The sequence below is a fragment of the Pseudomonas vranovensis genome (genome assembly GCF_040438935.1).
Classification (GTDB): Bacteria; Pseudomonadota; Gammaproteobacteria; order Pseudomonadales; family Pseudomonadaceae; genus Aquipseudomonas; species Aquipseudomonas vranovensis.
Map to the genome: position 1 here is coordinate 2,306,496 of NZ_CP159259.1, position 24,876 is coordinate 2,331,371.

Genomic DNA, 24,876 nt, shown 5'->3' on the forward strand with positions numbered 1-24,876 from the left:
CGACCATGGACGCCGCTTTGCGCTGTACGAACTTCGAAGAGCGGCGTGACAAGGCCTTGGCGCTCTTCGCCGAGAAGGGTTTTGGCCAGGTCAGCATGCGTGAGCTGGCCAGCCACCTGGGCCTGACTGCGGGGTCGTTGTACCACCACTTCCCCAGTAAGCAGGACCTGTTGTACGACCTGATCGAAGAGTTGTACGAAGAGCTGCTCGCCACCCTCAACCAGGGGCGCCGCGCACATCAGCAAACCCTGGCTGAGGTGATTGCCGCACATTGGGCGCTGCATGCCGAGCGCCCCCTGCAGTTTCGCCTGGCCGAGCGGGATCAATGCTGCTTGAGCCCGGATCAGCAGGCGCGCATCGGCCAACTGCGCCAGCAATATGAAACCGCCCTGCTTCGGCTGCTCGTGCCCAAGGCCACCTTGCGTGGCAAGGCACTGGAAGCTACGGCGCATGTCATCGCCAATCTGCTCAACAGCCTGCCCGGTTGGCTGCAAGCCTCAGCGTTGCCGCAAGCCCAGGGCCTGGCCTTGATGGAAAGCATGCTGATGGGCGGGATCGAACGCACGTTACGCGGTGAAAGCCTCAACTCAATGGCCTGAGCCCGCTGCCGCGCTCTCGGGTGCGGGTCATGCATGAGCCCTCGCCCGGCCCTAGCGCAACAGCGCCTGGATCTGATCGCGAAGGGTATCGAGGTCGAACGGCTTGGCCAGGATGGGCGCCTTGAAGGCAATAGGGCTTCCCGATTCGCGGATCTCTGCCGGGTATCCGCTGATGAAGATCACCTTCAGGTCCGGCCGCAACTTCAGGGCAGGCTCGGCGATCTGCACGCCGGAGATTCCGCCCGGCAGGCGAAAATCGGTGACGATCAGGTCCAGGTGCGGTTTGCTGGCGAGGATTTCAAATGCTTGTTCACCGTCCTCGGCCACCAGCACGTGGTAGCCCTCACCCGCCAGGTAATCCCTCAGAACCATACGAATGGTGTCGTCGTCTTCAACGACCAGCACCACATCCTGCGCATCTTCACTCATGCCAACGCCTTGTTTTTCAATAAGTGCCAACTACGACCCCAGCCTCAGGCAGAGGTTGCCTGTTGATGGTCCGCTGCTTGCGGCAGGTCAGTCAATGGCAGGCGAACGGTAAAGGTCGCCCCCTGCCCCTCGATACTGTGTACACCAATGCTGCCGCCATGGGCCAGCACGATCTGCTCGGAGATATACAGCCCCAGGCCCAGCCCCGCACTGCTCTGACTGGACGCCACGCGTTCGAATTGCTGGAAGATGCGCTGCTGGTTCTGCTCGCTGATGCCGATGCCCTGGTCCTTGACCTCGATGCAGGCCATGCCCTGCTGCTCGAACGTACGCACCTGTACCGGGCTTTTCGCCCCGTAGCGCAAGGCATTGGTCAACAGGTTCGCCACCACCTGCTCGATTCGAAACTCGTCCCAGACGCCGCTCAACGCCGCCTCGGCGCTGAAATTGATCGACGACTGGGCGGCGATGGCCTGGGCGGCGAAGTTCTCGATCAAGCCACCGACCAACTGCGACAAGTCGAACAGGCTGGGGCGGATCGAAAGCTTGCCGGTGCGTATCCGTGACACATCGAGCATGTCTTCGATCAAGCGGATCAGGCTGTTGATCTGGCGCTCGTCACGCTCGACCATGGCGCGCATCTTGTCCAGGGTGAACGCATCGGCATTGTCGCGGGCCAGGTGCATCTTGCGCAGCTGGGTCTCCAGGATCAGGCCGTTTAGCGGCGTGCGCACTTCGTGAGAGACGATCGACATGAAGTCATCGCGCATCTGTACCGCGCGCTCAAGTTCCCCGCGGGTAACCTGCAGCTGGGCCAGCAACTGGGCCTGCTCTTCACGGCTGCGCTCTATGGCTTCGAGCTGTTGCTTGAGCGCCTTGCGCTGACGGAACAGGTCGATGAACACTGCCACCTTGCTCTTGACCGCGTGAGGGTCAAGCGGCTTGTGCAAGAAGTCCACCGCCCCGCTTTCATACCCCTTGAAGGCATAGTTCATCTCGCGCCCGGCCGCGCTGACAAACACGATGGGGATGTTCTTGGTCTTCTCCATGCCACGCATCAACTCGGCCAGCTCGAAGCCGTTCATGCCGGGCATCTGTACATCGAGAATGGCCAGGGCGAACTCATGTTCGAGCAGCAACGACAACGCCTGGTCGGCCGATTGCGCCTGATGCACTTCACAGTCGCTACCCTTGACCAAGGCCTCCAGTGCCAGCAGGTTTTCCGGCAAGTCGTCGACGATCAGCAGCTTGGCTTGTATATGACTCAGCATTCAGGGGGCTCCAGCTTGGCGAGCAATTGCCCGATGCCATTCAAAGGCAATATATGGTCAGGACGGTGCAAGGCCAGCGCCGCTTGCGGCATGGTCGCGACCTGGGCTTCCCGGGGGTCCTGGACGATGGTGTGCCCGCCCAGGCGCTTGATGTGCGCAAGCCCTGCGGCACCGTCCTCATTGGCGCCGGTCATCAGCACACCCAGCAGCGCCGGGCCATAGGCGTCGGCGGCGGACTCGAACAACACATCGATCGATGGACGGGAGAAATACACCCGTTCCTCCTGGCTCAGGGAAAAACTGCGGTCCTGCTCCACCGACAGGTGGTAGCCGGGACCGGCGAAATAGATCATGCCCGGGGCCAGCGCCTGCTTGTCCCGGGCTTCGCATACAGGTCGCTTGAGCCTGCGGCTGAACACCTCGGCCAGTTGGCTGTGACGGTCATCGGGCAGGTGCAGCACGCACACCAGCGGAATCCTGAAGCCCTGCGGCAGGCTATGCATCACATGCAGCAAGGCGCTGACGCCGCCAGCCGAGGCGCCCAGGGTAATCGCCTGGATACCGTTCATGATTTGCGGTAAATCCGTTCAGGCTTGACCAACGCCTCGAAGCGGTCGGCGTAGGCGGAAAAGTCCAGCGATTCCTTGCTCCCCAGGACCAGAAAACCCCGGTGGCACAGCGACTCGTGGAACAGGCCGAAGGCGCGATCCTGCAAGGTCTTGTTGAAGTAGATGAGTACGTTTCGACAGGAGATCAACTGGGTTTCGGAAAACACGCTGTCGGTGGCCAGGCTGTGGTCGGCGAAGGTCACGTTGTCGCGCAGGCTGCTGTCGACGATGGCATTGCCATAGGCCGAGGTGTAGTACTCGCTGAAGTCTCGGCGCCCGCCGGCCTTGCGGTAGTTTTCGGCATACGCGTGCATGTTCTGCATCGAATAGATGCCTTGCTTGGCTTTTTCCAGGGAATTGGGATTGATATCGGTGGCATAGATGATGGTGCGCTCCAACAGGCCCTCTTCGCGCAACAGGATCGCCATCGAATAGACCTCCTCGCCCGTGCTGCAGCCGGCGATCCAGATCTTGAGTGACGGCCAGGTGCGCAACAACGGCACCACTTCGCGGCGCAGGGCGAGGAAGTGCTCCGGGTCGCGAAACATCTCGCTGACCGGAATGGTCAGGAACTGCAGCAACTGCATGAACATGCCCGGATCGTGCAGCACCCGCTCCTGCAGCGCCGAGACCGTCTTGCAGTCGAACTGGCGCAGGGCGTGCTGGATCCGGCGCTTGATCGAGGCGCCGGAGTAGTCGCGAAAGTCATAGCTGTACTTGAGGTAGATCGCCTCGATCAACAGCCGTATTTCAATGTCGGTGTTACGTTCGATAGTCAAATTCGCTCCAGTTGCGGCAGCCATACACGGATCAGCGAGAACAGGCGGTCAAGTTCGATGGGCTTGGCCAGGTAGTCGTTGGCCCCCGCTTGCAGGCAACGCTCCTGGTCGTCCTTCATCGCCTTGGCGGTGACCGCGATGATAGGCAACTTGCGCCAGCGCGGGTCCTTGCGTATCAGCCGGGTGGCTTCATAGCCATCCATCTCCGGCATCATCACGTCCATCAGTACCAGGTCGACGTCGGTGTTCTGCTCCAGTCGCTCGATGGCTTCGCGGCCATTGCGGGCGATCTCGACGACAGCGCCCTTGTGCTCCAATGCGCTGGTCAGGGCGAAAATGTTGCGCACATCGTCATCGACCAGCAGCAACTTGCGCCCCTCGAAGACCTTGTCGCGACTGCGTGCAGTCTTGAGCATGCGCTGTCGTTCATGGGACAGCGTCGACTCGACTTTGTGCAAAAACAATGTCACCTCATCGAGCAGGCGCTCCGGCGAACGGGCGCCCTTGATGATGATCGAGCGCGAGTACTTGAGCAGGTCTGCCTCTTCGTCGCGGGTCAGGTTGCGGCCGGTGTAGACAATCACCGGCGGGAACGAGCGGATGTCTTCGGCCGACATGCGCTTGAGCAGCTCGTTGCCGAGCATGTCGGGCAGCTTGAGGTCGATGATCATGCAGTCGTAAATGTTCTCTCGCAGCAGCTCCAGGGCCTGCTGGGCCATGCCCACGGCGGTGATCTCGATGTCGTCGTCGCCGATCAGGCGGGCGATGCTTTCGCGCTGCAAGTCGTCGTCTTCGACCAGCAGAATGTGCTTGAGCTTCTGCGTAAGCTTGGCCTCGAGGCGGGCGAACACCGCCTTGAGCTCGTCGCGGCTGGCGGGCTTGACCGCATACCCGACCGCGCCCATGTGCATGGCCGCCTCCATCCGGTCTTCAACAGAAATGATATGCACCGGTATGTGCCGGGTACTGGCCTTCTCCTTGAGCCGCTGCAGTACCGTCAGGCCCGAGTGGTCCGGGAGGCGCATGTCCAGCAGGATCGCGTCGGGGATGAAGTTGGCAGCCAGCTCGAAGCCTTCGTCGGCCGCCTGGGCGACCAGGCAGCTATACCCCAGTTCATGCGCCAGGTCGAAGAGGATGCGGGCAAAGTTCGGCTCGTCCTCGATCACCAGGATGCAGCGGTTGCTGAAGGGTGCCAGCTCGCGATCATCGGCAAAGGCCGGTGCGCGACGCGGCGCGACGGCCACGCTGACAGGCGCCTGCGGCTCGGGCTCGCTGACCGGCACCAACGGTTGATTGATGATTACTGCCGGGCCCTGGCTGGCCACCGACTCGTAGTGTTCCGGCAGGATCAGGCAGAACACACTGCCCTTGCCTTCGCTGCTGTCGACGCTGATCTGCCCGCCCAGCAACTGGGCCAGGTCGCGGGAAATCGACAACCCCAGGCCTGTACCGCCATAGCGCCGGTTGGTGGTGCCATCGGCCTGATGGAAAGCCTCGAAAATACTCTGTTGCTGGTCGGCGGCGATACCGATGCCGCTGTCGCGTACCGAAAAGACAATCCCGGTGCCCGGCTGTGCGCTGACGGTAAGGCTGACCTGGCCTTTTTCGGTGAACTTCACCGCGTTGGACAACAGGTTCTTGAGAATCTGCTCCAGGCGCTGGCGGTCGGTGTACAAGGTTGCCGGTACCTGCGGCTCGATCACCACCTTGAAATCCAGGCGCTTTTCGCTCGCCAGCGGTGCGAACAAGGTCTGCAAGCCTTCAACCAGACGCGCTACCTGGGTGTTTTGCGGCCTGACTTCAAGCTTGCCGGCCTCGACCTTGGCAATATCGAGGATGTCGTTGATCAAGTTGAGCAGGTCGTTGCCGGCCGAGTAGATAGAATCGGCAAACTTGACTTGTTCTTCACTGAGGTTGCCCTGGCTGTTTTCTGCCAGCAGCTTGGCCAGGATCAGCGAGCTGTTGAGCGGCGTACGCAGTTCGTGGGACATATTGGCCAGGAACTCGGACTTGTACTTGCTCGAACGCTGCAGTTCTTCGGCACGCTCCTGCAGCTCGCCCTGGGCGCGATTGAGCTCGCCGTTCTTGTGATCCAGCGCATCGCGTTGCTGGGCCAGGGCCTCGGTGCGTTCGGCCAATTGCTCGTTGGTCTGCTCAAGCTCTGCCTGCTGGGTCTCCAGATGAGCCTGGGACTCCTTGAGCACCCGCGATTGCTCCTCGAGCTCTTCGTTGGCGGTTTTCAGTTCTTCCTGTTGCACCTGCAGTTCTTCATTGAGCTGCTGGGTTTCCGCCAGCACTTCCTGCAGGCGTTGGCGGTAGCGCGCGCTTTCGATGGAAGTACCGAGGTTGTCGGCGACTCGCTCGAGAAACTCGATGTCGCGCTCCGTCAGGGCGCGCAGGAAACCCAGCTCGACCACGCCGTTGACCTGCCCGTCGTTGCTGGCCGGCATCACCAGCACACTGCGTGGCAGACCTTCTCCCAGGCCCGAGGCAACCTTGAAATAGCCTTCGGGCACGTTGTCCAGGCGCAGCAGGCGACCCTGGCTCACGGCCTGGGCCAACATGCCTTCCTGATGCCCGATCACCTGCTCGCGCTCCTGCTGCTCACGGGAAAGGCCGTAGCTGGCCACCCGGCGCAAGCCGCCGTGCTCGTCGCGCACGTAGAGCGCTGCGACCACGCTGCCCAGGTAATTGGCAAAAAAACGCAGGATATTGTTGCCCAGCATCGGCAAGGTCAACTGGCCCAGCACCTGTTCGGCCAATTGGGTCTGGCCACTGCGCAACCAGGCCTGCTGTTCCAGTCGCTGGTTGGCGCGTTGCTGGGCCTCGAGGTTGCTGGAGTAGCTGGCCGACAGTGCCAGCAGGTCCCGACGCCCGAGGAACGCCAGCAAGGCACTGAGGAGGATGACGAAGATCAGGTAGGCGGAAATGGCCACCACCGTGTTGCTGCTGACCTGCTCGTTGCGCGCCACCCGCAACTGGTGCTCCATGGCGATGAAGGCATCGAACTCCTTGCGGATTTCATCGGTGATGCGCTTGCCGCGACCGCTGCGAATCGGCTCGCTGTAGTCGCCGGCCTGGCGACGCAGCGTGATCATGTCGCTGGCAAAGGCATTCCACTCCTGTTGCAGCCCGATCAGCCGGTCCAGCCGGTCCAGCTGTTGCGGGTTGTCCGTCACCAGCTGCTTGAGGCCATTGAGCCCGGACAATACCTGCGGCTTGGCCAGTTCATAGGGTTCCAGGAAGCGCTCTTCACCGGTGATCAGGAAGCCACGCATGCCGGTCTCCATGTCGATCGACAGCTTTACCGCTTCATTGGCGTTGTTGATCACCCGGTCGGTATGTTCAACCCACTGGATGGCCGACAACAGGTAACTGATCACCGCGACGAACACCAGGGCGCTGAGCAGGCCGACCCCCAAAGGCAGTCCGATGTTGCGGCTCAGCAACTTGCGAAAGCTTTGCTGATCTATCGAGGCGGGTTGAGTCATTGCAAAAAGTCCAGGCAAGTGAATCAAACAAAAGAGTGTGGCGGATTTTTCGAGTATTTGTTCTATTTTCCGCGACGCCGGCCGCTGCGGGGCCTTCTTGTCATGAAGTCTAAACAGCTTTGCCACTTCTGGCAGGGCATTTAGCCAGCATTTGAGACCTGTGTACGGCAATCGTTCCCTGCCGGGGCACAGATCGCTATTCTGCAGAACACGCAGGGAACTTCAGGCAACGCCCGGCATACAGACTATGAACACACACCTGCACAGGACCCTTGCCATGCCCTCTCCTACCTCGCCCCTGCTGGTCGTCGAAGACGACGATATCGTGCGCATGCTGATCGTCGAAGTGCTGACAGAGCTGGGTTACGCGGTGATCGAGGCCCAGGACGCCGCCGCCGCCCTGACGATCCTTGAAGACGACGGCCAGTCGCTTGCGCTGATGATGACCGATGTCGGTCTGCCGGACATGGACGGCAAGGCACTGGCGAGCAAGGCGCGCGAAGCCAGGCCGTTGCTGCCGATTCTGTTTGCCAGTGGCTACGCCGAAAATATCCAGGTACCCGAAGGCATGCACCTGATTGGCAAGCCGTTCAGCATTGATCAGTTGCGCGACAAAGTACAAGGCATCCTGTAGAGGCGAGCTTGCCCCGCGACCGCGGTCGCTCAGTGACATCGCATCGCGGAGCAAGCCCGCTCTTACCTGGGATCTGGTTTAATACGCGTTTTTTGCCAAGGCCCTCAGCACTCATGCCCACCCTCAATGTCCTGGTCATCGGCTACGTCTGGCCCGAACCCCGCTCTTCGGCCGCCGGCGGGCACATGATGCAGATCCTTGAAAGCTTTGTGCAGCGTGGCTACCACGTCACGTTCAGCAGCCCGGCGACCGTGGGCGAGCACAAGGCGAACCTCGCAAGCCTTGGCATCGCCGAGCAGGCAATCGCCCTCAACGACAGCAGCTTCGATCGCTTCGTCAGCGAACTGGCGCCGGATGTCGTACTGTTCGACCGCTTCATGATGGAGGAGCAGTTTGGCTGGCGCGTGGAGAAACACTGCCCCAATGCCCTGCGCGTACTGGAAACCTCCGACCTGCAAAGCCTGCGCGATGCCCGCCAGCAACTGCTGCGCCGGCGCTTGATCGAAGGCCTGGACCCGAATGACTTTCGCGCCCTGTTCGCTACGCCCGGCCCCGAGCTGTATCGGCAGATGGCCTCGGCCGACGTCACCCTGCGCGAATTGGCAGCCATTTACCGCAGCGACCTGAGCCTGATGATTTCAGACGTCGAAATCGACCTGCTGATCAACGGCTTCGGTGTACCTGAACACCTGCTGCACTGGTGCCCGCTGATGGTCGACATTCCCGGTGAGCCGTGCAAGCCCTACGCCGGGCGCGCCAACTTCCTCAGCATCGGCAATTTCCGCCATGCACCCAACTGGGACGCGGTGCTGTGGATGAAGAACAGCCTCTGGCCAATGATCCGCCGCCGCGTGCCCCAGGCCCAATTGCACATCTATGGTGCCTACACACCGCCCAAAGCGACAGCGCTGCACAAACCGGCCGAAGGGTTCCACATCATGAACTGGGCCGAAGACGCCCTGGAGGTGATGAGCAACGCGCGTATCTGCCTGGCGCCGCTACGCTTCGGAGCCGGTATCAAGGGCAAGCTGACCGATGCCATGCTGTGCGGCACCCCCAGCGTCACCACGCCAATAGGTGCCGAAGCCATGCACGGCGCCCTGCCTTGGCCAGGTGCGGTGGCTAGCACTGCCGAAGGCCTGGCCGAGGCCGCAGCGCAGCTCTACAGCGACGAGTCGCGCTGGCTGCAGGCCCAGCAACAGGGCCTGCAGTTGATCGCTGCGCGCTATGACCGCCGCCAGCACGCCACTGCCCTGGTGGAGCGCATCGAGTACGCACTCGGCGATCTGGACCAGCACCGTCTGTTCAACTTCACCGGGGCCATGCTGCGCCATCACCAGCACAAGAGCACCCAGTACATGGGCCAGTGGATCGAAGCCAAGAACCGCCTGGCTACAGAGGCCGACGCAGCAGGTAAGTGTCCATGATCCAGCCTTTGCGCGCCCGCGCCTGGGCGCGCTGCTCAAGAATCAGTGCCTTGACCTGCTGCAAGGGGCCACTGATGAGGATTTCGTCGGCACTGCCCAGGTAGGCTCCCCAGTAAATGTGCAGCGCCGGATCATCCAGGTCGGCAAATGCGCAGCCCCCATCGAGCATCACCACCAGGTTGTCGATCTGCGCTTGTTCAGGCAGGCGTCGGCCCGGCAACACGGTCAATGGCTCGCCGATGCGGTTCAGCGGGATACGATGGCGCGCAGCCAGGGCCTGGACGCTACTGATGCCGGGGATCACCTCAAGCTCGAATGCCACCCCCCGGGCCTGGACCAGGTCAAGAATGCGCAACGTGCTGTCGTACAGTGTCGGCTCACCCCAGAGCAGAAATGCCCCGCACTCCCCTTCGGCAAGTTCGGTTTCAAGCAGGCGGGCGTAAAGCGCCGCACGCTGCTGGTGCCAGTCATGCACCGCACCGACATAGTCGCTGGCGGCCTCCGCCCGCCGCGGGTCGTCGACCTGTACCACTCGAAACCCTGGCTGGCGGATGTAGTGCTCGAGGATGTTTTTGCGCAGTTGCAGCAGTTCGTCCTTGACCGCGCCCTTGTCGAGGACGAAAAACACCTGAGCACGGTTCAGGGCATCGATGGCTTCTACAGTAATCTGGCGCGGATTGCCCGGCCCGATTCCGATCAATAACAGCTGTTTCATTGCACTCAGCCCATTGTTCGTCCGACCGACATTGTCGGCCGGGCGAACACCTGTAGCAATGTGCGGTTTACCAGATCGAGAAGTTGTAGCTGACGATTACACGAGTCTCATCCATGTCGCGCGCGTACTTCTCGTAGTTGCTGCGGAACGTCGAGTTACGCAGGCGCACGCTGACATCCTTGAAGGTGCCGCTCTGTACCTGGTATTTGAACTCGGTATCGCGTTCCCACTCCTTGCCCTCGTCCAGGCTGCCCGGCACCTTGATGTGGTCACCGTTGATGTAACGGGTAAAGAAGGTCAGGCCGGGTACGCCCAGGGCCTTGAAGTCATAGTCGTAGCGCAACTGCCAGGAGCGCTCCTGGGCAGCGGCAAAGTCGTTGACCTGTGCGTAGTTGACCAGGTACGGGTTGCTGCCATCCAGGTACGGCATGGCGTTGTCGCCATACATGCGCTGCCAGCCAGCGCTGACCTTGTGACCGCCCAGGCTGTAGCCGAGCATGCCGCTGAAGGCGCGGTGATCGATGTCGCCCGCCCGCGCATTGCCGATGTCGTCACTCTTGATCAGGCGCAGGTCCGCCGACAGGCTACCGACGTCCAGCGGCTGGCTCGCCACCACACCGAAGAAGTGCTGGCGGTAGATGTTCTCAAGCTTGGCCACCTGGTACTGGGCGCTGAGGCGGTCGTTGAACCTGTAATCGACGCCGGCCATGTCGAAATGATCAGCCGTGATATCGCAGGCATGACGCTTGTTCTTGCAATGCACGCGAATGTCCTGGCGATCGGTGGAATCACGTGCGGTGTATTTGTCCAGGCGAGCCGCATGGAACTTGAGGTTGTTGACCTCTTCGGACGTCAGCATCGCGCCTTGGAACATCGTCGGAAGCAAACGGCCATCGTTGTATTTGAGCAGCGGCAGGTCGGGCAACATCGAGCCGTACTTGAGGACGGTTTTTGAATAACGCAGCTTGCCGGCCACACCCAACTTGGCATATTGATCAACCGAATGACGCGGGTCGCGCCCGCTGGAGGGCAGTAATCCGCTATTGCTGTCGGCCGGGCTGGAGTCGAGTTTGACACCCACCATACCCAGGGCATCGATACCCACGCCCACGGGACCTTGGGTATAACCGGACTGCACATTGAGGATAAAACCCTGTGCCCATTCTTCGCGCTTTGAAGCGCCCTGGCTGGAACTGACATGGCCATCGCGAAAGTCGCGATTGAAATAGACATTGCGCGCTTCGAGTGTGGCACTGCTGTCTTCAAGAAAACCGGCAGCCTGAGTCGAAGTGGCCGCCAACATCGCGAGCAGGCCAGTGAGCCTGCGCCCGGGCGCGAGAGGGGGTGGGGCAAACATGAGAAGCACAATCCGAAAGAGTGACAAAAACAACCGGCAGCCATCCAGATGCCGGTAATGCGGCCAGCGCCAACGAAGGTCAAGGCTGACCGCTTATCATCTCGCAGCCGCTCTGGAACGGGCCATTGGACCATCGTCTAGGGCACAACCCAGCCTGCTGCTTAGTTTGTTCGCGGTAACGCGCGCGCAAATAAGAAAGTTCCATAAAAGCGCAATTAAACGTTAATTGTTTACCCGCTGCTTTGAGACTACTACACTCTTTATTAGTGTGATGTTGTGCCCAACCCGGTGGCGGCTGCGTAATTCAGATTACTCCACGTGTACACGCATGCCGGGCCACTTCAGACATAAAGGAGTGATGACAGTGTCCAGACTTGCAGAGTTTCGTGCTGCCGAAAAAGCGCTTCAAGAACAGATGGCGCAACTGGAGGCGCTGAAGAAGGACGCCGGCCTCAAGCGCGAAATCGAGTTCGAGCGCAAACTAGTCGACCTGATGAAAACCTACGACAAGAGCCTGCGCGATATCATTTCCATCCTCGACCCCAAAGCCACGGCCAAAGGCCCCGCTACTGCGCCCAAGACGCGCCGCGCACGGGTGGTCAAAGTGTATGAAAACCCCCATACCGGCGAGCTGATCGAAACCAAGGGTGGCAACCACCGCGGCCTCAAAGCCTGGAAAGAACAGTACGGCGCCAAGACGGTCGACAGCTGGTTGCGTTCGTGAGGTTACCCTTCACACTTTTTTCACATCGACTCTATCAGGATGGAGGCTGCTAACGGACTAGCGCCCCATACGCCCGCCTCGGCGGGCTTCTAATTCTTGCGCCTCGCCCCTCCCGGCGGGGCGCAAACCGTTTGCGCTATCGCATCAGTTCCGTATCATGTCGCCCTGACTGTTTTTTGCTGGCCACGCTGCCAGCTTCTTATGCGGAGTGCCCATGAGCCTGAACCATCTCGACACCCTCCCGGGTGTGACCGCGCAACCGGATGCCGCGACCCAGAACTTCGTCTTCAACCACACCATGCTGCGGGTCAAGGACGTTGCCAAGTCCCTGGACTTCTACACCCGCGTGCTGGGCTTCAGCCTGGTGGAAAAACGCGACTTCCCCGAAGCCGAATTCAGCCTGTACTTTCTGGCCCTGGTCGACAAGGCACAGATTCCTGCCGATGCCGCCAAGCGTACCGAGTGGATGAAGTCGATCCCCGGCATCCTCGAACTGACCCACAACCACGGCAGCGAGAACGATCCGGACTTTGCCTATCACAACGGCAACACCGACCCACGCGGCTTTGGCCATATCTGCATTTCGGTCCAGGACATCCGTGCTGCCTGCGAGCGATTCGAGCAACTGGGCGTGACCTTCCAGAAGCGCCTGAGCGACGGCCGCATGAAGCACCTGGCCTTCATCAAGGACCCGGACGACTACTGGGTCGAGATCATCCAGCCTACCGAGTTCTAAGTACGCTGCACAAAAAACGGCCGGTTATCCCGGCCGTTTCTGTTTCTGTTTCGCGGAGGATGACGTTCGTCGCCCCCAGGCGCCTGCACGCCCTTGCTGTGGTATACCCGAAAGAGCAGCCCAGCCTGCTTACCCTGAGCGAGGATACATTCGATACCACTGCAAGCGAGGTCAGGACGATGAAAACCCTTCAATGCGTGCATCGCAACCATACCATCACCGCCAGCGTCGAAACCCACGACGGCATTCCCACCCCCTTTGCCGCCGGCTGCCTGATCACCGATCCCGAGGGCCACACCAGCCGGCGCCTGCCGCTGCCGCTGAAGATGGCCTTCCTCGCCGATCTTGAGAACGCCCAGCATGCCTCACTGGCCCATGGCAAATGGCTGGTCGACCAGCAACTGGACAACCGTCAGCACCTGTTCTGACTGAATGCCTGCCTGGCCGCCCGAACTACCCGGGGCGGCCATCGGCTGCCGGGTCTTCAGCGCTTGGCGGCTCGATGCCCCATTCGCCATGCAGGTACCAGTCGTCGCCGAGCATTTCGGCAGGATGCATGGTGCGATCGGCACCGTTGCCACACGCCAGCGCGCTGGCTGCACAATAGCGGTCGCAGCCCCAGCAGATGCGCTCGGGATGCCTGGGATTGATTGGAAAGGGCTTGGTCATGGCAAGCGGCCGATTGTTGGATGAGACCAACATACCGCGTTACCGGCAGCTTTCCTTGATGCAGGTCAGCCAGACTCGCTGAAGCCCGGGAAGGTAGCGGATAGCGCCGGATGATCAGGCACAAAAAAAGGACCCGAAGGTCCTTTTTTTGGGGTGCCGCAAGCTTGAAGCAAACCTGCAGCACCAGATATGGAGCGGGAAACGAGACTCGCATCTGGTCTCCGAGCCGTTGAAATAAAAGGGTTTTCAGCTATCCCTGAAATAGGGATAGCCTTAATTCTGGACTCATTCAGTGCGGTAGGCAAGCCATCTGGTTGAGGACTGACAAACAGAACCCCACACCTGATGTCTAGGCTTTAGCCGTATGCACAAGTGGCCGGGGATGTCTATCTTTCCGGGGGCAGTCCAGAACTGGCTCGGAGGTGTCTACGAAACCAGGGGTGATTCATTCGCTATAACCAATCGCGATAAAATCATTAGATTAATAATGATCAAAGTTTTTCAGTTCCACATTGCTTCTGCGCCGGATCCCGCCTAGGACAATCTTTTAGCCTGTGGTTTGCCCCCAAAATGCCCCCTGTAGTGGTCTAATGAAACCGGGGGCGATTCACCCCTCGTACACTAAGTGGCGAGGAGGCTCCTTTAGTAACGCCAAGAATGATCTCAACGCGGCCTTGATGACTTGAGGCGTTTGGTCCTGGCTTCGTAGTCCTTCATAGAGCAGTCCGGTGATCAGCCCCTTAAAGACGGCTATCGAAGTGTGGAGGTCCAGAGTTGATGGCAATTCACCTTGAGCAATCGCGTGCCGAAGCACCTGATGAATGTACTGCAGGAATCGGTTACTCGCTTGCACCATGCGACTATGGATCAGACCCGACCCGTCCACGCCCTGATAAATCAAAATTTCCGAGAACTGCTTTGACTGGGGGCTATAAACAGCATCGAGCATGGCAGTAACCACTGCTTCCCAGGAGAGCTCGATCCCTTCCTCTGCGGAGAACTCCAGTTCAAGTGGATGCTGCCGAGATGACAGCACTGCCTGAAGTACCTCTTGCTTCCCGTTAAAATGCCAGTAGACAGCGCCACGAGTGACGCCTGCCCTTCGAGCTATTTGGTCAAGCGTAGCGGCTGGAACTCCCTGGGCAGCGAACACCTCGACAGCCGCGTCAATGATGCGCTGTCGTGTCTCCTCTGCTTCGGCTGCCGTCTTTCTGGCCATCTTACCTAGGGGCTTTCTTTGACGCGCGACCGATAGCGCGTTCTATGTTCTGCTTGCTCAGCAGCAGAGCTTTTTTGATCGTGTCGGACTGCTTATTCGCTCTGGAACTCGGCATCACGACTGCGAGGGAATAATAACCAAGGTAGGTATCCAATAACGTTGCGAATGAGCAAACGCCTTCAATGTGTTCATCCAGATCGCTTGCCACACCACTTGCCCTGACTTCACTCAACTGCTTGATAAGCTCCTGTCGCCCGAGCGTGTTGGGGGTAAATGATGGAAGTTGATCGCCGAGTGCTGCTGACAGCGATTCTTCAGGCAACGCTGCCAATAGCACTTTTCCTGCGGCGGTCGCAGCGGCAGGCACATTGATGCCAATCGGAAATACCACCCGCAACTCTCGTTCTGACACGATGCGATCCAGCACGTAGATTTTATCGCCGGCTAGAGAAGCCAGGCAGACCGACTCTTCAAGCTCCTCCGCCAAGGAACGTAAGTAGGGTTTCACCAAAGAAAGAATGTCTGATTGCGCCTGGTTGATGAGCTGGCCAAGCGCCGGCCCAAGGCGGAAGCCTCCGCTAGGCCCTAGTGCCTCAACCAGAAACTCTTCTTCCAGAGCGTTAATGATTCTCTGAACGGTCGAGCGCGGCAGCCCAACCACCTGCGCAATAGCCGCCAAGCTCAAGCCATTCGGATGGCTGCCAAGGGCTCGCATGATCGATGCAGCTCTGGCAATGACTTGAATGCCTCCTGCCTTGCCACCGATTTCATCTGATTGGTTCATATCTCTCCTCAGCGTGCACCGCTGCAGCATCTCTATATGGCCGCCACTTTAGAGCTCCCTGCCTCGCCTTGCCAGTCACACGTCCCGAACGCCCACTTCGCCTTAGTTCGACCGATTGTCGTTAATGCCCGCTTGCATGCATCGTATCGCATAATGGTACACTTGCCCACAATGCGATTCAGCAATTACAAGCCCCGACATCGGGGCGCAGAGATGGAGCCAACAGGTGAGACAGATACGATCTTTGCGTGCAATACACGTAATTACTTTGACAGCGCTGATGCTGGTGACCGGATGTGGGGAAAAAAAACAGGTCAGCTCAGCTACACCGCCTCCTGATGTGGGCGTGTACACAGTGCGTGCACAGGCTCTGACCCTGACAACTGACCTGCCTGGCCGAACCTCGGCCTTCCGGGTGGCGGAGGTGCGCCCACAAGTGTCTGGAATCCTTCAAAAACGGTCGTTTGTTGAGGGAACTGAGGTCAAGCTGGGGCAGCAGCTTTATCAAATTGACCCGCGTACCTATGAGGCGCAGCTGCGTCGCGCCGAAGCGAATCGAACCACTGCAAAAAACTTAGCGCGACGCTATGAAACGCTGTTGAAATCCAAGGCTGTGAGCAAGCAGCAATACGACGATGCGCTTGCCGCATGGAAACAGGCCGAAGCTGATTACCAGGTCGCTCGCATCGACGTTCAGTACACCCAGGTGCTTTCGCCAATCTCAGGTCGTATCGGCCGCTCAGCGGTCACCGAGGGTGCGCTCGTCACCAACGGTCAAGACCAGTCGCTCGCCACGGTGACTCAGCTGGACCCCATTTATGTCGACGTCACTCAGCCGATCACAAAGCTTCTTGGCCTGCAAAAGGCGTTGGAGTCAGGGCGTCTTCAAAAGACCGGCGAGAAACAGGCTGAGGTCAGCCTGACGCTGGATGACGGAAGCGCTTATCCATTGCAGGGGACTCTGAAGTTTTCAGAGGTCAGCGTTGATCCAACAACAGGTTCTGTGACCCTTCGCGCTGAATTTCCAAATCCTGAACGCAAACTACTGCCAGGCATGTTTGTTCATGCGCTGCTGAAAGAGGGTGTGCAGAAGGCCGCGATCTTGATACCGCAACAAGCCATCAACCGAGACACCCGAGGTGTGCCAAGCGTCTGGGTAGTTAAGGCCGACAACACCGTCGAGTCTCGTGAGGTTCAGACACTCCGAACCGTGGGCAACGCCTGGCTGATCAGCAAAGGCGTGACCGAGGGAGAGCGAATCGTGACAGAGGGTGTTCAACGTGTCCGCAGCGGCATCGCTGTCAATGCGCTAGAGGCCGAGAATGTCAATTTGGTAGACGGCTTCGCCGCTATCACTGAAGCCTCGGCTAACTGAGGGGGCACGATTCATGTCTCGTTTTTTCATCGACAGGCCGATTTTCGCCTGGGTTCTCGCTATCGCGGCCATGCTTGCCGGCGCGCTGTCGCTGGCCAAGATGCCGATCAGTCAATATCCGAACATCGCAGCCCCTGCCGTGTCGATCCAGGTCAGCTACCCAGGTGCTTCTGCACAAACCGTTCAGGACACAGTGGTCCAAGTGATTGAGCAGCAGCTTAGTGGTCTGGATGGTTTCCGATATATGTCGGCTGAGAGCGCCTCTGACGGCAGCATGACCATCATCGTGACCTTCGAACAGGGAACCGATCCGGATATCGCTCAAGTTCAGGTGCAAAACAAGCTGCAGCTGGCGACGCCTCGTTTGCCGGAGGAAGTTCAGCGTCAGGGTCTTCGCGTAGTGAAGTACCAGATGAACTTCTTCCTGATCATGAGCTTGGTGGATCGTTCGGGCAAGCTCGATAACTTCGACCTCGGCAACCTTATTGCCTCACAACTTCAGGATCCGATTTCGCGCATCCCTGGTGTCGGAGATTTCCAGCTGTTTGGTTCGCCTTACGCAATGCGTATCTGGTTGGATCCTGGCAAGCTCAACAGCTTTCAGCTGACGCCCACTGACGTCGCCAATGCCATCCGTGAGCAGAACGTCCAAGTGTCCTCGGGCCAGTTGGGGGGGTTACCGACTCGCTCAGGCGTCCAGCTGAATGCGACCGTTCTTGGCAAAACGCGTATGACGACACCGAGCCAGTTCGATGAGATTCTGGTCAAGGTGAACGCGGACGGCTCACAGGTACGAGTGAAGGATGTCGGGCGGGCGGAACTGGGGGCTGACAGCTTCGCCATTTCTGCACAATACAAGGACTCGCCAACCGCAAGTCTGGCGCTGCGTTTGTCCACCGGAGGCAACCTGCTGGAGACCGCAGAAGCGGTCAAGAAGCTGATGGAGCAGCAAAAGGCCTATCTGCCAGACGGCGTGGAGGTTATTTACCCCTACGATACAACACCTGTCGTTGATGCCTCGATCGAGTCGGTGGTACACACTATCCTCGAGGCAGTGGTACTGGTCTTCCTGGTCATGTATCTGTTCCTGCAGAGCTTCCGGGCCACGCTGATCCCCACCTTGGCAGTACCTGTTGTGCTGCTCGCCACATTCGCCCTTCTGCCGTACTTCGGCCTCAATATCAACGTGCTCACCATGTACGCCATGGTGCTCGCTATCGGCTTGCTGGTTGACGATGCGATCGTCGTGGTCGAGAACGTCGAGCGGCTTATGCACGACGAGGGCTTGTCGCCCCTTGAGGCCACCCGTAAGTCGATGGACCAGATTTCCGGGGCCCTAGTGGGTATCGGCATGGTGTTGTCGGCTGTATTCGTGCCGATGGCTTTCTTTGGAGGATCCGCTGGCATCATCTATCAACAGTTCGCGATCACCATCGCGGTCTGCATGGTACTGTCGATCCTTGTCGCTCTTGTGTTCACCCCAGCACTTTGCGTGACCATTCTCAAAGCTCCGGAAGGCGATTCCCACCACCAGAAAAAGGGCTTCTTCGGTTGGTTTAACCGCACTTTCGACCGAGGCACGCTGCGATTCGAACGAGGCGTCGGCGCAATGCTGAAGGGTCGCGGTAGATACCTGCTTGCGTTCTTGCTCATCACCGGGGGAACCGGCTATCTGTTCACCCAGATCCCGAAGGCATTTTTGCCCAACGAGGATCAGGGTTTGATGATGATCGAAGTCCGCACGCCGGCAAACGCTTCCGCGGAACGCACCGAGGGAGTGCTTCAAGAGGTGCGAGATTACCTGACCAATGATGAAGGGGCGTTGGTTGAGCACTTCATGACGGTGAATGGTTTCAACTTCGCTGGTCGTGGTCAGAACTCGGGGCTGGTGCTGATCACTTTCAAGGATTGGAAGGAGCGTCACGGCGCTGGGCAAGATGTATTCAGCATCGCACAACGTGCTAATCAGCATTTTGCCAAAATCAAAGATGCCAGCGTCATGGCGTTCGTACCTCCTGCCATCCTGGAAATGGGGAACGCGATGGGCTTCAACTTGTACCTTCAGGACAACCTCGGCCTTGGACACGAAGAATTGATGGCGGCCCGCAACCAGTTCCTTCAACTGGCAAGTGAAAACCACAAGCTCCAAGCGGTGCGTCCAAATGGTAAGGACGACGAGCCGCAGTTCCAAGTAAACATTGACGACGAGAAAGCCCGTGCGCTTCAGGTAAGCATCGCGTCTATCAACGAGACGATGTCGGCGGCCTGGGGCTCGATGTACGTCAACGATTTCATTGACCGCGGTCGGGTTAAGAGGGTGTACGTTCAGGGCGAAGACATTTCGCGAATCTCTCCGGAGGACTTCGATAAATGGTACGTGCGCAACAGCCTTGGTCAGATGGTTCCGTTTTCGGCATTTGCAACCGGTGAGTGGGTGAACGGTTCACCGAAGCTGGAGCGCTACGGTGGCATCTCTTCCTTGAATATCCTCGGCGAGCCAGCCCCCGGATATAGCACTGGTGACGCAATGATTGCTATCGCTGAAATCATGCAACAGCTGCCCGCCGGCATCGGCCTGAGCTACACCGGTCTGTCTTATGAAGAGATCCAAACTGGGGACCAGGCACCTTTGCTTTACGCATTGACTGTGCTGATCGTGTTCCTGTGCCTGGCCGCACTGTATGAAAGCTGGTCGGTACCGGTCTCGGTGATCATGGTTGTTCCTCTGGGCATATTGGGTGCAGTGCTGGCAACGCTGTGGCGCGACCTGACAGCGGATGTGTACTTCCAGGTGGGCTTGATGACGACTGTTGGTCTGTCGGCTAAAAACGCCATCTTGATCGTGGAATTCGCAAAAGAGCTCTATGAGAAGGAAGGCTATCCGATCGTCAAAGCTGCGATTGAGGCCGCCAAGCTGCGTTTGCGTCCGATTCTGATGACCTCGCTGGCATTCACCTTCGGTGTGCTGCCGATGGCCATTGCATCCGGCGCAGGGGCTGGTAGCCAGCATTCCATTGCTACGGGTGTGGTCGGAGGCATGATCACAGCAACCGTACTGGCCGTTTTCTTTGTTCCGCTGTTCTACGTCGTAGTTGTCAAGTTGTTCGAGGGACTCATGAAACGAAAGCCAAAAACGGTCAAGGAGGTGACTCATGAAGTTTAAGTCGCTCCCCGTGTTTGCATTGCTGATGCTCAGCGGATGTAGTTTGATCCCCGACTACCAGCAGCCAGTCACCCCAGTGCAGGCGCAATGGCCAACGGGTCAGGCTTACAACGGGCAGGGAGACCAGCGCGGTATCGCGACGGTTCTTCCCCAGGCAAAAGAGTTCTTCAAAGATCCAGCGCTGATCCGCCTTTTAGATGTGGCGCTAGAGAACAACAGGGATCTTCGAATAGCTGCCAAAAATGTTGAATCTTACAGAGCGCTTTACCGCATCCAGCGAGCGGAGCGGTTTCCCACAGTTGATGGCGAAATATCTGGAAATCGAACCCGTTTACCCGACGGCCTGTCGCCCACCGGGGATTCGCGGATCGACAGCCAGTATCAAGTCGGCTTGGTGACTGCCTACGAGCTGGACCTGTTTGACCGTATCCGAAGCTTGTCGATTCAAGCTCTTGAGAAGTATCTGGCTACTGAGGAGGCGCAACGCAGCGTTCAGATCGCCCTCATAAGCGATGTGGCAACCACTTATTTTCTGTGGCGAACAGACCAAGCACTTTTGGATCTGACCGATGCGACCCTGACCAGCTACGTTGAGAGCTTGGCAATGATCGAGTCCAGTGCAGCCGCAGGCACTTCGTCCGAGCTCGACGTTCGACAGGCCAGGACTTTGGTTAACCAAGCCCAGGCCCAGCAGGCTTTGTACACCCGGCGTATAGCGCAGGATGTGAACGCACTGCAATTGTTACTAGGTGGCAAGATTCCAACGGATTTGCCAAACAGCTCACCACTGGCCATAAGCGCCATAAGCAAAGTTCCAGCTGGGCTACCAGCGGATCTGCTGCTTAACAGACCGGACATTCGTGCCGCTGAGCATCAACTGTTGGCCGCGAATGCCAATATCGGCGCCGCTCGTGCGGCATTCTTTCCCCGCCTTAGCCTGACAGCATCAGTGGGCTCAGCCAGCAGCGATCTGGACGGATTGTTCAACGGCGGATCCGACAGCTGGAGCTTTGCTCCACAAATCAGTGTGCCGATCTTCAACGCAGGAAAGCTGCGAGCCAATATCGATTACGCTGAAATTCAGAAAGATGTAGGCGTTGCGACTTACGAAAAGAGTATCCAAACGGCTTTTCGAGAGGTGGTCGATGGACTCGCAGCGAGGGGGACTTATGGCAAGCAGCTTAGCGCTCAAAGCGAGTTAGTTGATAACTATAAATCCTATTTCGGCCTAGCCCAGCAGCGATATGACCAAGGCATTGATAGCTATTTGACTGTTTTAGATGCTCAGCGTGAACTGTTCGCATCACAACAGAAGCTGTTGAATGATCAGCTCGATCAGATCAACAGCGAAGTCCAGCTTTATAAAGCCCTTGGGGGCGGCTGGAACGTGAGCCAAAACTGAGACTCTGGGTAGCGGCTTGCAGTAGCGCTGCCCTATCGCTCAAGACACTGCGCGGACATTTCTTGAACTAAAGTGACCAGCCATCGCCAATTCTGAATCAGGAGTATAAGTAATGGAGTTGATTTCAATCAGCGCATTAGAGGTTCACTTCGATAAGCGCCCTGCCGATAATGTTCTTTTAGCCAGCGACGAGTTTGTCAATATACTTAGAACTGCTCCAGGGTGCATGAGCTATTCGATCATCGCACTAAATAAAGATTTCAGCTCGATAATAATCAGTGGTTTCTGGGCTGATAAACAAGGTATGGTAGATCATTTTTCAAGTTCGAGTTTCGCGGCGTTGACTGACTGCTTAGCATCCAACTGCCGAAGCATGTCGTTTAGATCCTTCTTTATGACAAGCGGAATGCGAGGCCAGCATGCAGAACAGTGAAGAAATCTTGCTGAAAGCAGACCTCCACAGCCTGATCACTTTTCTAGTGGTGCATCAAGAGGGAGGGGTCACACGAGCAGCGGAACGTTTAGGGATTAAACAGCCAGCAATTAGCAACACCCTATCTAAGCTTCGCAAACGGTTTGGTGACGAACTCTTTCAGGGTAAGCGTGCTTGGCTTCCAACAGAGCGTGCTGATCAGCTCGCTAAAACGCTCGCACCCGCTTTCCGCTCATTGCAGGAGGCGCTTACTATTCTCGATGGAGAAAACGCTCGTTCGTCTCCCTAAGAAAAATTTACATAACCTTCCTTTCAACCGGATTGAACAGCCTTAGAAAACGGAAGGCACAAAAAACTATGGGCTGACGGCCATAGCAAAGGGATGTTATTTTATAATCACCACGCCAGGGGGCAAGATTAGGAATCTACACGACAGCCGAAAGCGCAATAGCTAATTAACATTTCGTAAAAAAACCGCCTGCGGGCAAGCGGCAAACCAAAGGGCAATGAAGGGCGACGCGGTTGGTACAAGCAGGGGTGCCGCGCCTCGCCTCATTGAGAACTATAGTAGTGGCCGAAATACAACCCGCGAAATCAAATTGACTGCTAGCCCTTTTAAAAGGTTCTTCACGGATTTCCGGGAAAGTCATTCAGCGCTCAAACTGCCTGGTACCTGTAGGCGAAAAAGGCTTACGAGAATACCAACGACTTTGTCGTCGATGATCTCCAGCCCCTCTTGAGTGCCTGCCGGCCTTCCGCTGGCCGGCCATGTCAATTAGTGGCGCACCGCTCTCGTCAAGTGTACAGTGCCTTTGCTCACCTTAGCCGCCCCACCCGATGCCTCCACTATCACTGGAGCCGTTTCACGCATCTTGAGTGCGCAGATTGTTGAAATAACGCCCAACAGGCTGAAAAGAAGCGCAGGACCAATCCAACCGACCAGCGAGAATAATGCGGTAGCGACGAAAGGCAGCGTGCCCGCGATGAGAGATGCGCAGTTATAACCCAACGAGATGCCGGAGGAACGCACTTCGGGAGGGAACTGCTCGGTGAACCAGCTCGCCTCGACTGCGAAGATCGGGTCGTGGCTGAGGATTAGCGCGATCGCCACCGCAGCAACAATCATGACGACTACACCACTGTTGATCATCATAAACATCGGTATGCCAAATGCGATTGTGAAGATCGAGCCGAGAAGAAATACAGGTTTGCGACCGATGCGGTCACTCCACGCCCCGTATAGCAGATGGCTTACCAATCCCAACGCAGAGCCGATCATCGTGCCCCACAGAACATTTTCTTTCGGAGCAACGTTCGCCAGGAGGACGTAAGAAAGCATGAAGCTCGTAGCGATATAATAGCCACCGGTTTCCGCGAGTCGAGCACCGGCGATTTGCAGCACTTTGCGCCAGTCTTCACGAATTACCTGCAATGCGGGTTGCTTCACTAAGGTGTTTTCGGCCTTGGCCTTTTCGAATTCAGGTGACTCACTTACGCCAATACGGATGTACATCCCTACGGCGACCATTACTACGGAGACCAGGAAAGGAGCACGCCAGACCCAGTCGCCCTCAAACAGGGCTCCGGACGCAAGGAAAGCTCCGTTGGCCATCAACAGCCCCAACGGGATGCCGATCTGCGGTACCGCACCGAAGAACCCTCGACGGCGTGCCGGGGCATGTTCACATGCCATGAGGACGGCCCCACCCCATTCGGCACCAAACCCAATACCCTGAATCATCCGTAGAAGGATCAGAAGTAAGGGGGCAATTACGCCGACTTGGTCATAAGTTGGCAACGCACCGATGAGCACCGTTGCTCCGCCCATCGCCAGCAGCGACCAGAGGAGAACAGTCTTGCGGCCTACACGGTCTCCGTAGTGACCGGCCAGATAGCCGCCAAGAGGGCGCATAAAGAAACCGACAGCCATCGTCGCGAACGCGGCAAGAATGCCTACGATAGGCTCGGTTGTATGGAAGAAAACCTGGCCGAACCAACCAGCTGCAGCAGTTCCGTAGATGAAGAAGTCATAACTTTCGACCGCCGATCCGATCATCGAGGCAAAGGAAACCTTGCCAGCTTTATCTTTAGGCTGAGTTGACGCCGTATGAGTATTGCCCATGGCAGACTCCGAATATTTATTGTTTTTGTAAGTAGGCAGCCCACAGGCTGCCATTGGTTACTCGTTTCCTTCAGGCCGTTGGATGCTCCCAGGTTTCTATCACTCGGCTATCATCTCGCCGCCCCAGGCCCGTATCAGCGGCTGCAAAAAAACGGGCATGAGCGATATCGAGAAGAGGGACTTGGGCACTGCATGCTTTTGCCGCCTCGGCGACCAAACCGCTATCTTTAACGAAGATGTCCACCATGCTGGTAACATGAGTATCAGTACCCTCAAGCATGCGAGGGCCACGATCTGACAACATCCACGAACCACCAGCTCCGTGCTGAACCAGTTCCAGCACATGGGCTGGATCAAGGTGAAGCGAGCGCGCAAGACTGAGCGCTTCGGCAGCTGCGACCAGGTGCACAGAGCAAAGGTGCTGGTTCACAACTTTAATCGCCTGCCCATCACCAATGTTCACACCAGCAGATTTCACCTGCCCCATAGCACTCAGGACGGGTTGAACATAAGCAACCGCCGACTCCGAACCAGACGCAAAGATGAGTAAGCTGCCTGTTTGCGCACGGGCAACACCACCCGTAACTGGTGCATCCACTACCACTGCGCCCTTCACTGCCAACTTCTCTGCTTGCTCTCGCACAGCAGCAGGGCCCACGGTGCTCATGATCACCCAGTGTTGCCCACGCTTGAACTCATCAAAATGTTCTACCAGTGCTGCCAACTGCGATGGGGTGGCAACCATGACCACAACCACATCAACATCGACCGCAACCCGCCAATCACCCGAAGCCTCGATACCTTGCGCCTGAGCAGCCACGCGCCCGGCATCACTCAGTTCGACACCGACCACGTCATGCCCAGCTTTGTTGATTTGACTAGCCATCGGCAAGCCAATGGCACCCAAACCGATAAATGCGACTTTCATTGTTTGCACTC

Annotated in this window: 23 protein-coding genes; 11 read left to right on the forward strand and 12 right to left on the reverse strand. The window is 57.9% G+C overall.

The features are described from left to right. Nucleotides 1-5: 5 nt before the first annotated feature. Nucleotides 6-599 carry a TetR/AcrR family transcriptional regulator gene (locus ABVN19_RS10560; RefSeq protein ID WP_028946116.1) on the forward strand — a complete coding sequence of 198 codons (594 nt, stop codon included), beginning with the start codon at nt 6-8 and terminating at the stop codon, nt 597-599. Nucleotides 600-650: 51 nt separating this feature from the next. Here ABVN19_RS10560 and ABVN19_RS10565 read toward each other — a convergent pair whose 3' ends face one another. Genes ABVN19_RS10565 through ABVN19_RS10585 form a run of 5 tightly spaced genes read right to left on the reverse strand, consistent with a single transcriptional unit; the run spans nt 651 to nt 7,177 of the window. Next, complete coding sequence (locus ABVN19_RS10565; protein ID WP_028946115.1) at nt 651-1,028, reverse strand: response regulator; 378 nt, start codon at nt 1,026-1,028, stop codon at nt 651-653. Nucleotides 1,029-1,072: 44 nt separating this feature from the next. Next, a complete protein-coding gene (locus tag ABVN19_RS10570) occupies nt 1,073-2,299 on the reverse strand; it encodes a hybrid sensor histidine kinase/response regulator (RefSeq protein ID WP_028946114.1) in 1,227 nt (408 codons plus the stop codon). Next, nucleotides 2,293-2,868, reverse strand: a complete 576-nt coding sequence (locus ABVN19_RS10575) for a chemotaxis protein CheB (RefSeq protein ID WP_028946113.1) — start codon at nt 2,866-2,868, stop codon at nt 2,293-2,295. The genes ABVN19_RS10570 and ABVN19_RS10575 overlap by 7 nt, the downstream gene beginning before the upstream one ends. Beyond that, complete coding sequence (locus ABVN19_RS10580; RefSeq protein WP_028946112.1) at nt 2,865-3,686, reverse strand: protein-glutamate O-methyltransferase CheR; 822 nt, start codon at nt 3,684-3,686, stop codon at nt 2,865-2,867. Before ABVN19_RS10580 ends, ABVN19_RS10575 begins: the two co-directional genes overlap by 4 nt. Then, nucleotides 3,683-7,177: a response regulator gene (locus ABVN19_RS10585; protein WP_105642432.1), complete on the reverse strand. Its 3,495-nt coding sequence runs from the start codon at nt 7,175-7,177 to the stop codon at nt 3,683-3,685. The genes ABVN19_RS10580 and ABVN19_RS10585 overlap by 4 nt, the downstream gene beginning before the upstream one ends. A gap of 277 nt (nt 7,178-7,454) precedes the next feature. Here ABVN19_RS10585 and ABVN19_RS10590 point away from each other — a divergent pair, with 277 nt between their 5' ends. Continuing rightward, complete coding sequence (locus ABVN19_RS10590; RefSeq protein ID WP_028946110.1) at nt 7,455-7,811, forward strand: response regulator; 357 nt, start codon at nt 7,455-7,457, stop codon at nt 7,809-7,811. Between the two features lie 113 nt (nt 7,812-7,924). Continuing rightward, nucleotides 7,925-9,238: a glycosyltransferase gene (locus ABVN19_RS10595; protein WP_105642433.1), complete on the forward strand. Its 1,314-nt coding sequence runs from the start codon at nt 7,925-7,927 to the stop codon at nt 9,236-9,238. Here the strand turns inward: ABVN19_RS10595 and cobF are convergent. Then, nucleotides 9,204-9,953: a precorrin-6A synthase (deacetylating) gene (gene cobF / locus ABVN19_RS10600; RefSeq protein WP_028946108.1), complete on the reverse strand. Its 750-nt coding sequence runs from the start codon at nt 9,951-9,953 to the stop codon at nt 9,204-9,206. The two genes, ABVN19_RS10595 and cobF, sit on opposite strands and share 35 nt — an antisense overlap. A gap of 67 nt (nt 9,954-10,020) precedes the next feature. Next, nucleotides 10,021-11,310, reverse strand: coding sequence for an OprD family porin (locus ABVN19_RS10605; protein WP_105642434.1), 1,290 nt, complete (start codon nt 11,308-11,310; stop codon nt 10,021-10,023). A 364-nt stretch (nt 11,311-11,674) separates the two neighbouring features. On the opposite strand from ABVN19_RS10605, the gene ABVN19_RS10610 reads away from it, so the two are divergent. The 3 genes from ABVN19_RS10610 to ABVN19_RS10620 all read left to right on the forward strand — a co-directional run bounded on the left by ABVN19_RS10610 (nt 11,675) and on the right by ABVN19_RS10620 (nt 13,198). Then, nucleotides 11,675-12,034, forward strand: coding sequence for a histone-like nucleoid-structuring protein, MvaT/MvaU family (locus ABVN19_RS10610; protein ID WP_028946106.1), 360 nt, complete (start codon nt 11,675-11,677; stop codon nt 12,032-12,034). A gap of 214 nt (nt 12,035-12,248) precedes the next feature. Beyond that, nucleotides 12,249-12,770: a lactoylglutathione lyase gene (gloA, locus tag ABVN19_RS10615; RefSeq protein WP_105642435.1), complete on the forward strand. Its 522-nt coding sequence runs from the start codon at nt 12,249-12,251 to the stop codon at nt 12,768-12,770. A gap of 179 nt (nt 12,771-12,949) precedes the next feature. Then, nucleotides 12,950-13,198 (forward strand): hypothetical protein, encoded by a 249-nt coding sequence (locus ABVN19_RS10620; RefSeq protein WP_028946104.1) that lies wholly within the window; start codon nt 12,950-12,952, stop codon nt 13,196-13,198. Nucleotides 13,199-13,223: 25 nt separating this feature from the next. Here ABVN19_RS10620 and ABVN19_RS10625 read toward each other — a convergent pair whose 3' ends face one another. The 3 genes from ABVN19_RS10625 to srpS form a co-directional block, all read right to left on the reverse strand. Further along, nucleotides 13,224-13,439 (reverse strand): DUF3079 domain-containing protein, encoded by a 216-nt coding sequence (locus ABVN19_RS10625; protein WP_028946103.1) that lies wholly within the window; start codon nt 13,437-13,439, stop codon nt 13,224-13,226. Nucleotides 13,440-14,046: 607 nt separating this feature from the next. Then, the gene (locus tag ABVN19_RS10630) at nt 14,047-14,658 is read right to left on the reverse strand and encodes a TetR family transcriptional regulator (RefSeq protein ID WP_105642436.1); all 612 of its coding nucleotides are present in this window, start codon (nt 14,656-14,658) and stop codon (nt 14,047-14,049) included. A gap of 1 nt (nt 14,659) precedes the next feature. Then, complete coding sequence (gene srpS / locus ABVN19_RS10635; RefSeq protein ID WP_105642437.1) at nt 14,660-15,442, reverse strand: solvent efflux transporter transcriptional repressor SrpS; 783 nt, start codon at nt 15,440-15,442, stop codon at nt 14,660-14,662. Between the two features lie 226 nt (nt 15,443-15,668). Between srpS and srpA the strand changes: the two genes are divergently transcribed. From srpA to ABVN19_RS10660, 5 genes are all read left to right on the forward strand, one after another. After that, a complete protein-coding gene (gene srpA, locus ABVN19_RS10640; protein WP_146117343.1) occupies nt 15,669-16,817 on the forward strand; it encodes a solvent efflux RND transporter periplasmic adaptor subunit SrpA in 1,149 nt (382 codons plus the stop codon). Between the two features lie 13 nt (nt 16,818-16,830). Further along, nucleotides 16,831-19,980, forward strand: coding sequence for a solvent efflux RND transporter permease subunit SrpB (gene srpB / locus ABVN19_RS10645; protein ID WP_105642438.1), 3,150 nt, complete (start codon nt 16,831-16,833; stop codon nt 19,978-19,980). Next, nucleotides 19,970-21,382 carry a solvent efflux RND transporter outer membrane subunit SrpC gene (srpC, locus tag ABVN19_RS10650; RefSeq protein WP_105642439.1) on the forward strand — a complete coding sequence of 471 codons (1,413 nt, stop codon included), beginning with the start codon at nt 19,970-19,972 and terminating at the stop codon, nt 21,380-21,382. Before srpB ends, srpC begins: the two co-directional genes overlap by 11 nt. A gap of 112 nt (nt 21,383-21,494) precedes the next feature. Next, nucleotides 21,495-21,815 carry an antibiotic biosynthesis monooxygenase gene (locus ABVN19_RS10655; RefSeq protein WP_105642440.1) on the forward strand — a complete coding sequence of 107 codons (321 nt, stop codon included), beginning with the start codon at nt 21,495-21,497 and terminating at the stop codon, nt 21,813-21,815. Beyond that, nucleotides 21,802-22,104, forward strand: a complete 303-nt coding sequence (locus ABVN19_RS10660; protein ID WP_105642441.1) for a LysR family transcriptional regulator — start codon at nt 21,802-21,804, stop codon at nt 22,102-22,104. Before ABVN19_RS10655 ends, ABVN19_RS10660 begins: the two co-directional genes overlap by 14 nt. Nucleotides 22,105-22,590: 486 nt before the next feature. On the opposite strand, the gene ABVN19_RS10665 is transcribed toward ABVN19_RS10660, so the two are convergent. Beyond that, complete coding sequence (locus ABVN19_RS10665) at nt 22,591-23,937, reverse strand: MFS transporter (protein WP_264652970.1); 1,347 nt, start codon at nt 23,935-23,937, stop codon at nt 22,591-22,593. Between the two features lie 70 nt (nt 23,938-24,007). Continuing rightward, nucleotides 24,008-24,865 carry an NAD(P)-dependent oxidoreductase gene (locus tag ABVN19_RS10670; protein WP_105642443.1) on the reverse strand — a complete coding sequence of 286 codons (858 nt, stop codon included), beginning with the start codon at nt 24,863-24,865 and terminating at the stop codon, nt 24,008-24,010. Nucleotides 24,866-24,876: the final 11 nt, after the last annotated feature.